The sequence below is a fragment of the Pseudoalteromonas sp. D15MCD-2 genome (assembly GCF_038562745.1).
Classification (GTDB): domain Bacteria; phylum Pseudomonadota; class Gammaproteobacteria; order Enterobacterales; family Alteromonadaceae; genus Pseudoalteromonas.
Map to the genome: position 1 here is coordinate 3,330,690 of NZ_JBCFQE010000001.1, position 13,516 is coordinate 3,344,205.

The 13,516-nt window shown below is 41.4% G+C and carries 13 protein-coding genes and 1 tRNA gene; 5 read left to right on the top strand and 9 right to left on the bottom strand.

Annotated features, from left to right (window positions below; genetic code table 11):
* Window positions 1–40 precede the first annotated feature (40 nt).
* A complete protein-coding gene (locus AADY36_RS15270) occupies window positions 41–1,588 on the top strand; it encodes a S41 family peptidase (protein WP_342409186.1) in 1,548 nt (515 codons plus the stop codon).
* An 8-nt stretch (window positions 1,589–1,596) separates the two neighbouring features.
* Window positions 1,597–1,971 (top strand): hypothetical protein, encoded by a 375-nt coding sequence (locus tag AADY36_RS15275; protein WP_342409187.1) that lies wholly within the window; start codon window positions 1,597–1,599, stop codon window positions 1,969–1,971.
* Between the two features lie 64 nt (window positions 1,972–2,035).
* Here AADY36_RS15275 and AADY36_RS15280 read toward each other — a convergent pair whose 3' ends face one another.
* The 4 genes from AADY36_RS15280 to AADY36_RS15295 all read right to left on the bottom strand — a co-directional run bounded on the left by AADY36_RS15280 (window position 2,036) and on the right by AADY36_RS15295 (window position 5,084).
* Window positions 2,036–3,211, bottom strand: coding sequence for a mandelate racemase/muconate lactonizing enzyme family protein (locus tag AADY36_RS15280; RefSeq protein WP_342409188.1), 1,176 nt, complete (start codon window positions 3,209–3,211; stop codon window positions 2,036–2,038).
* A 9-nt stretch (window positions 3,212–3,220) separates the two neighbouring features.
* Window positions 3,221–3,988, bottom strand: a complete 768-nt coding sequence (locus AADY36_RS15285) for a class II aldolase/adducin family protein (protein WP_054552449.1) — start codon at window positions 3,986–3,988, stop codon at window positions 3,221–3,223.
* A 129-nt stretch (window positions 3,989–4,117) separates the two neighbouring features.
* Window positions 4,118–4,441, bottom strand: a complete 324-nt coding sequence (locus tag AADY36_RS15290; RefSeq protein WP_054552448.1) for a c-type cytochrome — start codon at window positions 4,439–4,441, stop codon at window positions 4,118–4,120.
* A gap of 103 nt (window positions 4,442–4,544) precedes the next feature.
* Window positions 4,545–5,084 (bottom strand): DUF2058 domain-containing protein, encoded by a 540-nt coding sequence (locus AADY36_RS15295; RefSeq protein ID WP_054563501.1) that lies wholly within the window; start codon window positions 5,082–5,084, stop codon window positions 4,545–4,547.
* A gap of 232 nt (window positions 5,085–5,316) precedes the next feature.
* On the opposite strand from AADY36_RS15295, the gene AADY36_RS15300 reads away from it, so the two are divergent.
* Window positions 5,317–6,453: an MFS transporter gene (locus AADY36_RS15300; RefSeq protein ID WP_342409189.1), complete on the top strand. Its 1,137-nt coding sequence runs from the start codon at window positions 5,317–5,319 to the stop codon at window positions 6,451–6,453.
* Here the strand turns inward: AADY36_RS15300 and AADY36_RS15305 are convergent.
* Both AADY36_RS15305 and AADY36_RS15310 read right to left on the bottom strand, forming a co-directional pair.
* The gene (locus tag AADY36_RS15305) at window positions 6,420–6,920 is read right to left on the bottom strand and encodes a prolyl-tRNA synthetase associated domain-containing protein (RefSeq protein ID WP_054563499.1); all 501 of its coding nucleotides are present in this window, start codon (window positions 6,918–6,920) and stop codon (window positions 6,420–6,422) included. The two genes, AADY36_RS15300 and AADY36_RS15305, sit on opposite strands and share 34 nt — an antisense overlap.
* Complete coding sequence (locus AADY36_RS15310) at window positions 6,921–7,307, bottom strand: hypothetical protein (protein WP_054563498.1); 387 nt, start codon at window positions 7,305–7,307, stop codon at window positions 6,921–6,923. It abuts the gene before it with no gap.
* 166 nt (window positions 7,308–7,473) lie between these two features.
* Between AADY36_RS15310 and AADY36_RS15315 the strand changes: the two genes are divergently transcribed.
* A tRNA-Ala gene (locus tag AADY36_RS15315) sits at window positions 7,474–7,549 on the top strand.
* Between the two features lie 158 nt (window positions 7,550–7,707).
* On the opposite strand, the gene AADY36_RS15320 is transcribed toward AADY36_RS15315, so the two are convergent.
* Both AADY36_RS15320 and proB read right to left on the bottom strand, forming a co-directional pair.
* On the bottom strand, window positions 7,708–8,955 hold the full coding sequence (locus AADY36_RS15320) for a glutamate-5-semialdehyde dehydrogenase (protein ID WP_342409190.1): 1,248 nt from the start codon (window positions 8,953–8,955) through the stop codon (window positions 7,708–7,710).
* On the bottom strand, window positions 8,952–10,058 hold the full coding sequence (gene proB, locus AADY36_RS15325; protein WP_239964444.1) for a glutamate 5-kinase: 1,107 nt from the start codon (window positions 10,056–10,058) through the stop codon (window positions 8,952–8,954). Before proB ends, AADY36_RS15320 begins: the two co-directional genes overlap by 4 nt.
* Before the next feature lie 909 nt (window positions 10,059–10,967).
* Between proB and AADY36_RS15330 the strand changes: the two genes are divergently transcribed.
* Window positions 10,968–12,827: a cation:proton antiporter gene (locus tag AADY36_RS15330; protein ID WP_054563495.1), complete on the top strand. Its 1,860-nt coding sequence runs from the start codon at window positions 10,968–10,970 to the stop codon at window positions 12,825–12,827.
* A gap of 47 nt (window positions 12,828–12,874) precedes the next feature.
* On the opposite strand, the gene AADY36_RS15335 is transcribed toward AADY36_RS15330, so the two are convergent.
* Entirely contained in the window at window positions 12,875–13,483 is a 609-nt protein-coding gene (locus tag AADY36_RS15335; RefSeq protein WP_054563494.1) for a tetratricopeptide repeat protein, read from the bottom strand.
* Between the last annotated feature and the right edge of the window lie 33 nt (window positions 13,484–13,516).

A 13,516-nucleotide genomic window follows, 5' to 3' on the forward strand; every position in this document is an offset into this window, starting at 1 on the left:
TAGCTATATTCAGGTCAGTAAAGCTGTTTAGGTTGGTGTTATGTTTGTTCATTTTAAAAAGCCTTTAGCTGCTGTAGCAGTTACGTGTTCGCTTATCATTGCAGGCTGTGGTGGTTCTGGTAGCTCAGAGTCAGGGACTATCGATGCTGCTGATATCACATGGACTGAAGGTGTATTTGAGCCATCAAGTAAGTTTGACCAACAATGCCAAGCACTTAATGAAAAGCACTGGCTACGCGCTTGGAGTCACGAAACCTACCTTTGGTATAACGAAATTGTTGATCGCGACCCTGCATTGACTGACGGTGTTTTAAATTACTTTGCCTTATTAAAAACCCAAAACACCACTGATTCAGGTGCAAATAAAGATAACTTTCATGCCAGCTTGCCAACTGACGAGTGGCAAGCTCAGAGCCAATCGGGGCAGTCTTTTGGTTATGGGTTTAAACTTAAGTTAATCAGTGCCAGCGCCCCTCGCCAAGGGATTATCAGCTACACAGAACCTAACTCACCGGCTGCAAACCTCAATCTGAGCCGAGGCTTAGAAGTCATTGAAGTGGATGGCGTTGACTTTATTAATGCCAGCACCCAAGCTGAGGTTGATGTATTAAATGCAGGCCTCTTTCCATCAGAGTCTGGCAAGGTGACCTCTTTTGTATTCAAAGACATTAATACCAGCGAAATTCGCGAAGTCACTATGACTGCACAAACTATTACAGGCCAAGCAGTTAGCAACATAAAGACCTTCGCCAATGGTGAAGTAGGCTACTTTCAGTTTAATCGCCATAATGCTGTAGCAGAAAAACCCTTATACGATGCCTTTAATAATTTAGCTGCAAGTAACGTTAAAGATTTAATTATTGATATGCGCTATAACCCCGGTGGATTCCTGCAAATGGCCAGCCAAGTTGCTTACATGGTAGCTGGCGAAAGTAACACCACAGGTAAAATCTTCGAGCGCACTATTTTTAATGATCAGCATCCAACGTTTAACCCAATCACTGGCGATCGCTTAGAGCCTGTTTATTTTACTGATGAGTTTTTAGGCTTTGCCGAAAACCCAGCTGTCAGCCCAGGAACCCCATTGCCTTCGTTGAACCTAGAACGTGTTTTTGTGCTGACAACAGGCAGCACCTGCTCAGCAAGTGAGGCAGTGATTAATGGCCTACGCGGTGCCGACATCGAGGTAATTCAAATAGGCGAAACAACCTGTGGCAAACCCTATGGTTACTACCCAACTGATAACTGTGATACTACGTATTTCAGCATTCAGTTTACGGGCGTCAATAATAAGGAATTTGGTGAATATGCAGATGGCTTTGCACCGCAAAACAGCAACGATAGCGAGTTTCAACCTGTAATGATCCCAGGCTGCGCTGTTGCTGACGACTTCACTCATCAATTAGGCGATGAAAGTGAAGCTATGCTAAGTACAGCGCTTAGCTATCGTGAGACTGGCCGCTGCCCTGCCGCCACTTCAACGATTAGTGAACAAGGGTTTGCACCGGCTATTTTTACAGACACACCGAAAGTGCTTGATACCCGTACTTCTACCTTGCTTCAGCAAAGTAAAATTTTAGAGCAGTAGGAACCTTAATGAGAGCCCAACTAATTAGTGTATTACTGTTATCGACACTGCTAGGCTGTAGTGCTCAAAGCCAAGAGCCAACACCGAAACTACAGCATGCGCGGTTAACTGAGCCACAAAGTGAGCTAATAGCAAAAGGGATAGCAAGACTAATGCATAGCAAGCCTGTCGCTATAGCCGATGATGCGTTTATAAATAGCAGTATATTAGTGACTGATAGTATGAATGTACTGGATGCGCAAGGTAACCCGATAATGGGTAAACAGCTAGCGATGCCTGAGCGTTTTGAATTATTAATCAAAAATAAAATGTGTTTTGTGCGCCATTTAGATAGTAAAGCGACCGAGCCACTACCTTTGGTAAAATGTAAACCGATAAACTAATCTAAACTAAAAAACAGATATAAAAAAAGCCCTTATGGGCTTTTTTAAAATATATTAGTGAGTATTACTTAATCTCAACACGTTGTGAGCGCATAACGACTTCATCATTTAATTCAATACCGATACCCGGCTCTTCAGATACTTGGAAGAAACCATTTTTAGGTTGTGGATCTTGAATACACAATTCACGGTTCCATTTTTTAATCGCATAGGTGTGATGTTCGTGAATTAAGAAGTTAGGAATTGCGGTTTCTAGGTGTAACGAAGCTGCAGTTGCTACTGGGCCGCCACACACGTGAGCTTGAATACGCACATCAAAGATATCAGCATAATCACACACTTTTTTAGTTTCAGTGAAACCACCACACAGGCCTAAGTCTGGCTGTAATACATCAATACTTTGATCTTCTAAGTAAGGACGCACACCCCAGCGGTTATACAAACGTTCACCACCTGCAATTGGCACCGCTACTTTGTCAGCAACTTTTGCATGTAATGAATGATTTAAGTAATTCACAGGCTCTTCGTAATACATACAATCGAACTCTTCAGCAATTTCACCAATTTGAATTGCTGATGTTGCGCCAGGTAAACTGTGACATTCAAAAATAATGTCAACTTCGTCACCGACTGCTTCACGAATAGCTTGCATACGCGCGCGATATAATTTCATTTCTGCACGAGAAATAATATTAGTGCGGTCATAATAAGTATTGCCGTTTTTATCGTACTGGATTGGGTCAACTTTTACCGCATCATACCCTTCAGCCATCGCCTTAAGCGCTGCTTCTGCGTATTCTTCTGGGTGAACAAGCGCTTTAAATTCGCAGTCCCAGTCAAACTGTAATTGTGATGCATAAGTACGCAGCTTATCGTTAACTTTACCACCTAATAGCTGGTAAACAGGCAAGCCTAATGCTTTACCTTTAATATCCCAAAGTGCAGTATCAATGGCGCTCATTGCTGCATATACAACAGGACCACCACCTAAACCCCAAAAGCTTTCGCGTAGCATTCGTGACCACAGTTTTTCTGTTTGAAATGGGTCATGACCAATTAAAAAGGCATCAGCCATTTCTTTGATCATTGCCGCAGCTGCGCTATGACCTAAATCATAAGCCAGACCCGCTTCACCCACACCGCTAATACCTTCATCGGTGTGAATACGCACAAAAACAGGTGTCCAAGCAGGTCTGTCTGGACAATGAATATCGAACACTTCGACGCGATTAACTTTCATGGTTACTCCTTACTGAGCAAAACTAGGATCAAGACGATAAGCTTTACGTAACATGGCTGGCCAAGCTAACTGGCCACCTGTGCTGCCGCTATGCACGACATTCGCTTGATTATAAATATTATCGATAATAGGTTGTGGTACCGGGATTGCCGTTTGACCACTGGCTTGAATAGCCAATTGAATTTCACAGGCACGCTGCAAATCATAAAATCGCATAAAGGCATCTCCCACTGTTGGGCCAACAGTTAAGCCACCGTGGTTAACCAATAGCATGTGATTAGTGGTGCCTAAATCATCTTGCAAGCGCTTTTTCTCATCACTGTTTACCGCTAACCCTTCGTAGCCATGATAAGACAATGATGGCAATGAGAACATTGAGTATTGGCTAAGTGGTAACAGGCCTTTTTCTTGCGTTGCAACGGCGATGGTTTCTTTTGTGTGTAAATGAATAACACAGTGAGCATCATCACGAACTTCATGAATAGCGCTGTGAATAGTGAAACCAGCCGGATTAATTTTAAATGGCGTGTCATCAAGAATATTGCCTGCTAAATCGACCTTCACAAGGTTTGATGCCGTCACTTCATCAAAACTAAGACCAAATGCATTAACTAAATAATGATCTGTGCCCGGTAAACGTGCCGATAGGTGGGTATAAATTAAATCCCCCCATCGAAAGTGCTCAACTAAACGGTAACATGCTGCTAAATCAACACGAAGCTGCCATTCTTGTTCAGATACTTTATTTTTTAAATCGAGTTTTGGTAAGTCAAACATGGAAAACCTTGTATATGTGACACTGCACAAATAGATGTATAGAAGTCTAAATTACTATTAATGGATGATCAATAGGTGATACAAAAAGGCCACATCAATTGATGTGGCCTTTTCACGCTAAAATGGTGTTTATTTTACTTGTGATAAGTAATCAGCAATTGCAGCCATTTCTTCTTCAGATACGTTTGCAACCATTGCTTTCATCGCAGCAGCCATACCGTTGCTACGCGCACCTGATTTAATGTCTTTCATTTGTGCTAGTAAGTACTCTTTATTTTGACCATTTAATTTAGGGTACTGAGGCATGATAGGCGCTTTACCTTCTGCACCGTGACAAGTTTGGCAAAGCTTAGCTGTGTAAAGTGTTGCACCATCCGCAGCCATAGTGTTGAAAGATAGGCTTGCAGCCATTGCAATGCCAGCCCCACATAAAATTTTCGTGATCTTGCTCATTTGTATCTTCTCTTTTTTGACGGGTTATTAAACATTTTCTTTAGTGTAGACCATGATTTAACAATATTGCACCCGAAAATTGTAACGGCAATAGAAACAGTCACTACCAAATTAAATCATCAGGTACTTCAAAATCAGCATACGGATCATCTTCATCCTTTTGCTTATCTTCAGGCTCAACATGGAACACTATGTAGTCTTCGCTGACTTCAGCGACTTTTCGTGCTGGTTCGTCTTCCAGTACAAAAAATTGGCCTTCTAAAACACAAATTGCTAAACGGCCACCAGCTAGGGCCTTTTGTGTTTTTTCGTTTACTTCGAGCTCTTTCACTTTATTTTGATAAGTGAAGTTAAATGTACGGTCACCACGAATTTCATCTTGATTGTGATGCTCTAAAATCTGCTTAACGCGCGCTACTTGCTCACGTTGCTTTTGCTCTTCTAAACGCGCTTTATTAAGCTCGTCGGCTTTTTTCTGCTGCTCAAGCTTAGTCTGCTCAATATGCTTTTGCAGATCGCTAGGATTACTCGTGGCGCCTTTCTTTTTTTTCTTTTGCTGTTTGCGCTTTTCAGATTTGGCTACTTTAGCTTTATGTGCCGTAGTAAGACCAGCCTTAAGTAATTGATCTTGTAATGACCCCATGACGAAATTCCAATTTATTAATGCGTATTAGGGTTATTTTAATCAGCTCTGCCAACAAATAACAGTACTGAGCCCACTTGATTCACAGCAATCGAGTATATTGATGTGAGATTAACACGCGATGAAATCATGACATATTGATTTAACGCAAGATTTATCATTTTAGTCGCCTTTGAACTTGTAAAAAAACCTGTACCCGATAAGCTAGGGCTTTTCCTCTTGGGAGCTAAAAATGCAGCTGCGACATTTGTTACTTTGCTCTGTGTTTATTTTCTTTGTTTTATACGCCCCGCAACCCTTACTTGGATTATTTGCCAGTCATTTTTCTGTGTCACCTGCTACTGCTGGTAGCTTAATGACCGCAACTATGTTGCCACTAGCAATTGCTCCTTTAGTGTATGGCTTGTTTTTAGCTAAGCGAAACCCACTAACAATTCTAAAGATTGCCATGTTTGTGTTAGCAATCAGCTGTATCGCTTTTACTTTAGCACCAAGCTTTGAGTTGCTATTACTGGTTCGCTTTATTCAAGGGATCACCCTACCCGCAGCGCTCACTGCCATGACCAGTTATATCGGTGTGACTTTTCAGGCTGACCAATTACAACGTAATATGACACTTTACATTAGCAGCACCATTGTTGGTGGCTACTTCGGACGTATGCTCGCCGCCTTGTTTACTGACTTTTTGAGCTGGCAAAGTTTTTATTATGTGATTGCGCTTGGGTTAGTACTATTTGCACTCGCCATTCCTAAATCAAACAAAGGTGCGAGTATTCATGCTGCAAAGTCTCCGCTGTTGTATCTAAAGCAATTAAAAGATCCGCTGGTATTAAAGCTCTACGGAGCGGTGTTTTGTATGTTCTTTTGTTTTGCGGCACTGTTAAATTATTTACCTTTCATTCTGCAAGACAGTTTTGCTATCACTAACACCCGAGACATCGGACTGGTTTACAGCGGTTATTTGCTTGGTGCACTAGCTTCCATAGCCACACCTTGGCTGTTACGAAAGTCATCAACACCTTGGCGTTTATTAACCTGGGTTTTTGTATTTTATAGCCTGACAATGGTGCTATTGATGAGCCAACAGTTATTACTTTTTGTTATTGCTTTTACTGGCTTTTGCGGTGCAATGTTTGTTATCCACTCAAGTGCCGCTCCACTGGTAAATAAAATCAGCAGCGCACCTGCAAGTGTCACCAATGGCGGTTATGTGTCGTTTTATTATAGCGGTGGCGCATTAGGTTCATTATTGCCAGGGCTGGTATATCAGCAACACGGCCAAGTTGCCTTTATGACCGTGCTACTTTTAGTCTGCTTAGTGGGTTTAAGCTTAGTTTATTTGGCAGGTAGAAATACGATACGCGGTTGATGCCCGGTACTTTCAAAAAACAGCTCTAAGTCATCTTTTTTCATCAGCCAAGTGGCAGTATTTTCAAAAGGGTGACAATGAAAAAGCTCGTTAAACCAAATTTCTTGGTCTAGCCAAAGAGTGACATTATTTTGCTTATCGTTTAACAGTGCCAGCATAGAAACACAGCCCGGTGGCACTTTAAGATAACGCGCTAATCGCTCATCAGATGCAAATCCTAAACGCGATAACCCCTGCTGCTGAGCAATGGCTTTTAAGTCGAGTTGTTTGTCGTGAGCGGTGATCACTAAAAAGTGGCGCTTACCTTCGTTATCTCGTAAAAACAGGTTTTTTAAACGTGTGCCCGGTCTATCGAGCATAAACTTATCGGCATCTAAGCTGCCGTGTAATGGTGGATGCTCAATCACATCATAATTAATATCTAATTGAGCTAGCGTAGCAGCTAACTTGCTTTTATCTGCATACATTTACAAACAACGTCCTCGTAATTGCACACTTAAATCACGCCATAATACTTCGTCAATAACGTGTTTATCGTCGCAGTATTGTCGTTCTTTAAGCTCTTCATTTAATAATTCAACCGCTTGGTCTTCGAGCATAAGTTTTAAATTGCTCGACTCTTCAAATACTTCTTGCTCGGCAAAATCTTTAAACTGCCTGCGTGTCATTGGCTTATCAAGATTAATCGGGCGTCTGCCCTGTGCTTTAACTGACACCACATAGGCAAAGATTTTATTGCCTTGCTCATCATTTTTTTCGTAAAACTGCTTATTATTGATTTCAAAAGGAGGCGCTTCTTGTTGGCTTGCGCAACCGGCAAGTAAAACAACCAAAAGCCATGCTATTTTTTTCATTATTGGATAAGCCTTGAACAGTGAATGCGCTTTAGTCTACCAAAAATAAAACAACAGAGTAAAAATTCGAACATTTTAAAAAAAATACTTGACCACAAATGCAAAAATATTTAAAGTTCACCCCGCTTGAGACGCAAGACTTAAGCATCCTGTATTTTAGGAATGTGGGGCTATAGCTCAGCTGGGAGAGCGCCTGCCTTGCACGCAGGAGGTCAGCAGTTCGATCCTGCTTAGCTCCACCACTTTCCTACCTCTCTTTAGGCAATCTGCCGAATCCTTAATAAAAGCCAATAAATTCTAAATTAAAGCGACTTTATTAGTCTTTCTGCTGTCTTCGTTTTATTTTAAACACAAAAAAACCGAGCAAAGCCCGGCTTTTTAAGCAATTACTTTTTAGTGATTATTCACGAATTTGCCCTTCGCCATTCACTAAGTATTTTTCAGTTGTAAGTGACTCTAGACCCATTGGACCATAAGCATGTAGCTTAGTTGTCGCAATACCAATCTCAGCACCTAAACCTAACTGTGAGCCATCAGAAAAACGCGATGACGCATTAACCATTACCACAGATGCATCCACACTGCGTTGGAATAACTCAGCTGCAGCTTGGTCTTTAGTACAAATCACTTCAGTGTGGTTTGAACCAAATTTAGCAATATGATCAATGGCACCAGCAAAGTCAGGTACAACCTTGATTGCGATTTCTAAATCTAAGTATTCTTCACCAAACTCGTCGTAAGCAAGTACTGTTGCATTATCAAAGTACTCGGCAGCTTTCGCATCTGCATTTACTTTTACGCCTTCTTGACGAAGAACAACTGCACACAGGTTTAAAAACTCATCAGCGATATCTTGGTGAACCACTAAGCCTTCTAGGGCATTACACACACCAGTACGCTGAGTTTTACCATTTAATAGTAAATTGATTGCTACATTCAAATCAGCGTCTTTATCAACATAAAGGTGACATACGCCTTTAAAATGCTGAATCACTGGAATGGTACTGTTTTCTGTTACAAAATTAATTAAACCTTCACCACCACGCGGAATGATTAAATCAATTGTGTCACGCTGTTGCATCAGCTCCATGAGTAGGCCACGGTCTGGATCTGGGATTACTGAAATCAACGCAGCTGGTAAACCATGCTTTTCAAGTACTTTATGCATTACGCTCGCGATTGCTTGCGAGCTACGTAGTGCTTCTTTACCACCACGCAAAATAACACCATTACCCGATTTAAAGCATAGAGCGCCTGCATCAGCCGTCACATTTGGACGTGCTTCATAAATCATACATACAACACCCAATGGTACGCGCATCTTGCTGATCTTAATACCATTTGGACGTTCTGAAATTTCACGTAATTGACCAACAGGATCATCAAGGCTAACAATTACTTCGATGCCTTCTGCCATTGCTTCAATACGCTCATCGTTAAGCGTTAAACGGTCAATCATCGATGCAGCAAGGTTGTTATCACGTGCTGCCGCTAAATCGCTTTCGTTCTCTTTGATGATAAAAGCTTTGCTTTCACGTAGCGCCTCTGCCATCTCAGTTAAAACTTGATTCTTAGTAGCAGTATCAAGTAAAGCTAACTGGGTTGCAGCTTTTGCAGCTTGACTCGAAATATCCGTAATTAAACTCATGACTTCTCCAATAATGCGATATCTTTTTCTGAAACAACTGGGCCGATTGAATCTTGCATTTTTTCGCTAAATTCACTTTGCTCGTTGTCAGCAATAAAATTCAATAAACAGCTACTGTAATTCGCTGTGGCTTTTGCTAGACGCGTACCATCATCACTACGGACTAAAATGGTATCGCCTACGCCAAATTCTCCGTGTACTGCAACGATTTCATCGCTACGAATACAACCGTCTTCATCTTCTAATGATTCATCAAATGAACCTTCAACGACAACCTCACCTTGCTCATTTGCTGTGTGAGTCATCCAATGCACTGCTTCTTGCATTGGTTTTTCGTATGGTTTGAAGATAGTACCTGGGTTGTCACCCGCTAGCAGTCGGTTAAATGTCTCTTCTTTAAAACCATTTAAAATAAAGGTTGTAATACCATGTGAAGTGGCTTTTTCAGCCGCTTCAATTTTTGTTTTCATACCACCTGTACCAACGGCACTGGTTGCACAACCGGCCATGGCATAAATTGACTCATCAATGCTTTCAATTTCAGGTAACAACACTGCATCTTCATGTAAATTCGGGTTTTTGTCATAAAGACCATCAACATCCGAAAAAATCATCAATGCATCTGCATCCGCAGCTGCAGCAACCATTGCCGACAAGTTATCATTGTCACCAACTTTTAAATCGTCGGTTGTTACCGTGTCATTCTCATTGATGATAGGTAACACACCATGCTCAAGTAAGGTGAAAACAGTTTCACGAATACTTGTGTAACGCTCACGGTCACGTAAGTCACCATGAGTTAATAAAATCTGTGCTGATGGGAAATCGAAGAAGCGATCCCACATCGCCATCATTTCTGTCTGACCGGCAGCAGCCATTGCTTTTTTCATCGTCACTGAACGCTTTTCTTGTTCAGGGAATAAATGCGAACCAGCAGCTACCGAACCCGATGATACTAAAATAACTTCGATACCTTGCGCTCGACAGCGAACGATGAACTGTGCAATGGTCAGTAAATAACGTGAGCGACACCCGTCTTGTTCGGGTGCGATTAATGCGCTACCTACTTTTAGTACTATACGTCGCCAATTTAACTTTTGCATAACTGTTCAACTTTCCATTTTACTATCTGTTCAGTGCCAATTTGCCACTGATTAAAAGACTCGCGCTTAGCTTTACTAAACGCACTGACTATTATCACTTTGCCAAACCACTTATCTATGCACACGACTACGCCACGCAAGTACTGCGATTAGATATAGCACAACTTTTATTCAGTCAGTAGACCAAACGGTTATAAACCATAAGTTGATAAAAAAAGATAAGTGTTGTTTATGTATCGCTGTAAAAAGCTGTGTGCGGCTTTTATTAATAACAACATACATAGAGCCTATACAATCTGGTACACCAGCAGATAGGGTGTAGATTGTATGACCGAGATTTAGCTGCCACGATGGGAGCTAAACATTGACCAGATAATGAACTTATATTCTATTCAACACGTAATAAATATGTACTGAACAACTTAGAGCTCATTTCTATTTAATTAGAAAACAAAGCGTATAAAACACTAATAATGTCGCAAACAAGTATCTTTTCAAAAAGCTAAGCTACAAAGAGTGTCTTTAAAGCCAATAACTATTTAGATATCAAATTGTTTGAACACGAACTATAATACGGGAAATCAGGGGCAAAGATCAAGTGCAAAAAGTAGTCATAACTTTTATACTTACCATAAACATAGAAAATATACATTTATTAACAGTACCTTAGGCGTGCAATTTTATTGTGTAATAATTTTTAACGAGCCTAGCAGGGTTTAATTTCATAAACACACCCAAAAAGTATTAATAACGACTAAAATCGTATTTGAAGCAACGAGTTTGCTTGTATCCATGACGGTGAGTAGGCTTTAATAGGCAAGCATTATTTTAATAATGTCAGCAACTAATGACGCGATTATCTAAGGCGTTGGCATTTTAAATTGTAGTAACTAAAGGATAATTCATTCTATGTCAGCAATTTTTATAGCAGGGATCGCCTTGTGCTCAGTATTGGCACAATGGATAGCTTGGGCGTTTCGTGTACCGGCTATTTTATTTTTACTACTAACAGGTTTAATTCTCGGGCCTTTTAGTGGCGTGTTAGAACCAGATGCACTGTTGGGAGATTTATTATTCCCAGTGGTTTCTTTAAGTGTGGCCGTGATTTTATTCGAAGGTTCACTCACTCTGCACTTTCGAGAACTCAAAGGGATTGGCAAGGTAGTTCGTAACCTTTGTTCAATAGGCATGATCACAACTTGCTTAGTAATAAGCCTAAGTGCCTATTGGATTTTAGAACTTAATTGGCGTGTTGCCGCTGTACTTGGTGCGGTACTTGTTGTTACTGGCCCTACGGTTATTGCACCGCTATTAAACTCTATGAGACCAAACCAAGACATAGACCGTATTTTACGTTGGGAAGGCATCGTAATAGACCCTATTGGTGCCTTGTTTGCTGTATTGGTATTTGAAGCTGTTATGCTGGTAGGCCAAGGCGAAGTACTAAGCCATACTATTATCGCGTTATTTAAAACTCTCGGTGTAGGTTTAACCATTGGTGTGGTTGCAGGCTGGCTTACAACGCTGCTTATTCGTAGAGAATGGCTGCCGTTTGAGTTACACAAGTTTGGTATTCTTGCCTTAGTACTCATTAGTTTTACGGTTTCAAACCACCTAAGCCATGAATCTGGCCTACTCGCTGTTACCGTGTTTGGTATTTGGCTTGCCAACCAAGACGAACTTGAAATTGACTCTGTACTTGAGTTTAAAGAAGACCTTTCGATGATCTTGATTTCATCGTTATTCATCTTACTTGCTGCCCGCCTACAGTTATCAGACTTAATGATGTTACATAGCGATGTGTTTATTTTCTTAGCCATCGTGTTATTCGTAGCCCGTCCTGCGTGTATCGCAATATCGACTTTTAAAACCGATTTACCACTTAAGTCTCGCTTAGTTCTGGCTTGGATTGCGCCAAGGGGTATTGTTGCAGCGGCGGTTGGTTCAGTATTTGCGTTAAGTATGGTGGAAGCTGGCATTGCCGATGCAGAGAAAATTGTGCCACTTATCTTCACGGTGATCATCGTGACCGTGGTACTGCAAAGCCTGACAGCAACGCCATTAGCAAAGTTATTAAAAGTACGTCAGCCAGCGCCAAATACCATTTTGATTATTGGTGCAAACCATGTGGCCCGTGCCATTGCTTGCGGCTTAAAAGATCAAAACATTCCCGTGCACTTATCTGATCCTGCATGGGAGAACTGCAAAATGGCACGCATGGATGGCTTACCTTGTTACTATGGTAATCCGCAGTCAGAGCATGCTGAGCGTTATTTACCGTTAACGACGATTCGTAGCGTACTCGCGCTTTCGCCTAACCGTCACCACAACGCATTAGGCGTGCAGTATTTCTCGCATTTACTTGACGAAAAAGATGTATTTTCACTGCGTTCTTCAACCAACCACGCTAAAGCAAATAAAGACAGTGCGACCTTCTTATCGCGACAAATTCTGTTTGGCGACAATGGCGCTTATGCGCGCTTAAGTAGCTTAATTGCCAAAGGCGGCAAGGTCAGTGCAACACGTATTTCTGAAGAGTTTAGTTGGGAGCAATACAAAGACGTTAATAGCGAAGCTATCCCGCTGTTTATTTTAAATGGTGAGAAAAGTGATGATGACGATTCACCTATTAAAATTCGCCCGTTCACTACAAATATGGAAAAACCTCCACAAGTAGGTGAACGTATTGTGGCACTTCAACCGCCTAAACTATCGGTGCTAAAAGACCCGAATAACGGCAAACTAAAAGAAAATAAAGAAGAGAAATAAAAAAAGGCCAGCATTAGCTGGCCTTTTTTATATGTATTTATATTTACCTACATAGGTAAACGGGCGCGTGCAACGACGCTGTCTGGCATTTTTTCGGCAAGCTTAGCGAGTAAATTTTCGACTTTCTTGTGAGTTGCTTTATCGGCAACCATTGAATGAAATAACCAACGGTAGGCATCTTCATAATCGCGTGGGCTGCCATAACCTTGATTAAATAGGTTAACCAGTCGCATTTGTGCCTTTAAGTTGCCTTGGGCTGATGCTTCTCGTAAATAGGTTACCGCCATCGCTTTATCTTGCTGCACTAACTGGCCTACATCGTAGTAGCGACCAAGTTGCTCTAATGCCGCGCCTAGCCCTTGTTGAGCAGCCTGACGCATGTAATAGACCCCTAACTCTACATTACGGTCTACACACACAGCATAAGCTAGCATATCGCCATACAAGAACTGATACGATGGCAGTGCCATTTTATTGGCTCGCGCTTCGATATCTTGCACTAACTGGCAATCATCTGCCTTTACACGTGCTAGGTGTGCATTTTTATTGATCAAGCCAATTAACTCGCTCTCTGTGTACAGAGGCACAGCTGTTATAGGCTCTTCAGCCATGCTTAGGCTTGAGAAGAGTAATGTTAAAGGCAATAAAACACGCATCAAAATCACTTAAATAAAGTCAGTCTTAGAAAA

Coding starts and splice junctions, on each gene's coding strand:
- AADY36_RS15280 (WP_342409188.1), bottom strand. CDS start 3,211: ATGAAAGTTAATCGCGTCGAAGTGTTCGATATTCATTGTCCAGACAGA.
- AADY36_RS15305 (WP_054563499.1), bottom strand. CDS start 6,920: ATGTATGCAGATAAAAGCAAGTTAGCTGCTACGCTAGCTCAATTAGAT.
- AADY36_RS15290 (WP_054552448.1), bottom strand. CDS start 4,441: ATGAGCAAGATCACGAAAATTTTATGTGGGGCTGGCATTGCAATGGCT.
- AADY36_RS15295 (WP_054563501.1), bottom strand. CDS start 5,084: ATGGGGTCATTACAAGATCAATTACTTAAGGCTGGTCTTACTACGGCA.
- AADY36_RS15270 (WP_342409186.1), top strand. CDS start 41: ATGTTTGTTCATTTTAAAAAGCCTTTAGCTGCTGTAGCAGTTACGTGT.
- AADY36_RS15300 (WP_342409189.1), top strand. CDS start 5,317: ATGCAGCTGCGACATTTGTTACTTTGCTCTGTGTTTATTTTCTTTGTT.
- proB (WP_239964444.1), bottom strand. CDS start 10,058: ATGCAAAAGTTAAATTGGCGACGTATAGTACTAAAAGTAGGTAGCGCA.
- AADY36_RS15285 (WP_054552449.1), bottom strand. CDS start 3,988: ATGTTTGACTTACCAAAACTCGATTTAAAAAATAAAGTATCTGAACAA.
- AADY36_RS15330 (WP_054563495.1), top strand. CDS start 10,968: ATGTCAGCAATTTTTATAGCAGGGATCGCCTTGTGCTCAGTATTGGCA.
- AADY36_RS15335 (WP_054563494.1), bottom strand. CDS start 13,483: ATGCGTGTTTTATTGCCTTTAACATTACTCTTCTCAAGCCTAAGCATG.
- AADY36_RS15275 (WP_342409187.1), top strand. CDS start 1,597: ATGAGAGCCCAACTAATTAGTGTATTACTGTTATCGACACTGCTAGGC.
- AADY36_RS15310 (WP_054563498.1), bottom strand. CDS start 7,307: ATGAAAAAAATAGCATGGCTTTTGGTTGTTTTACTTGCCGGTTGCGCA.
- AADY36_RS15320 (WP_342409190.1), bottom strand. CDS start 8,955: ATGAGTTTAATTACGGATATTTCGAGTCAAGCTGCAAAAGCTGCAACC.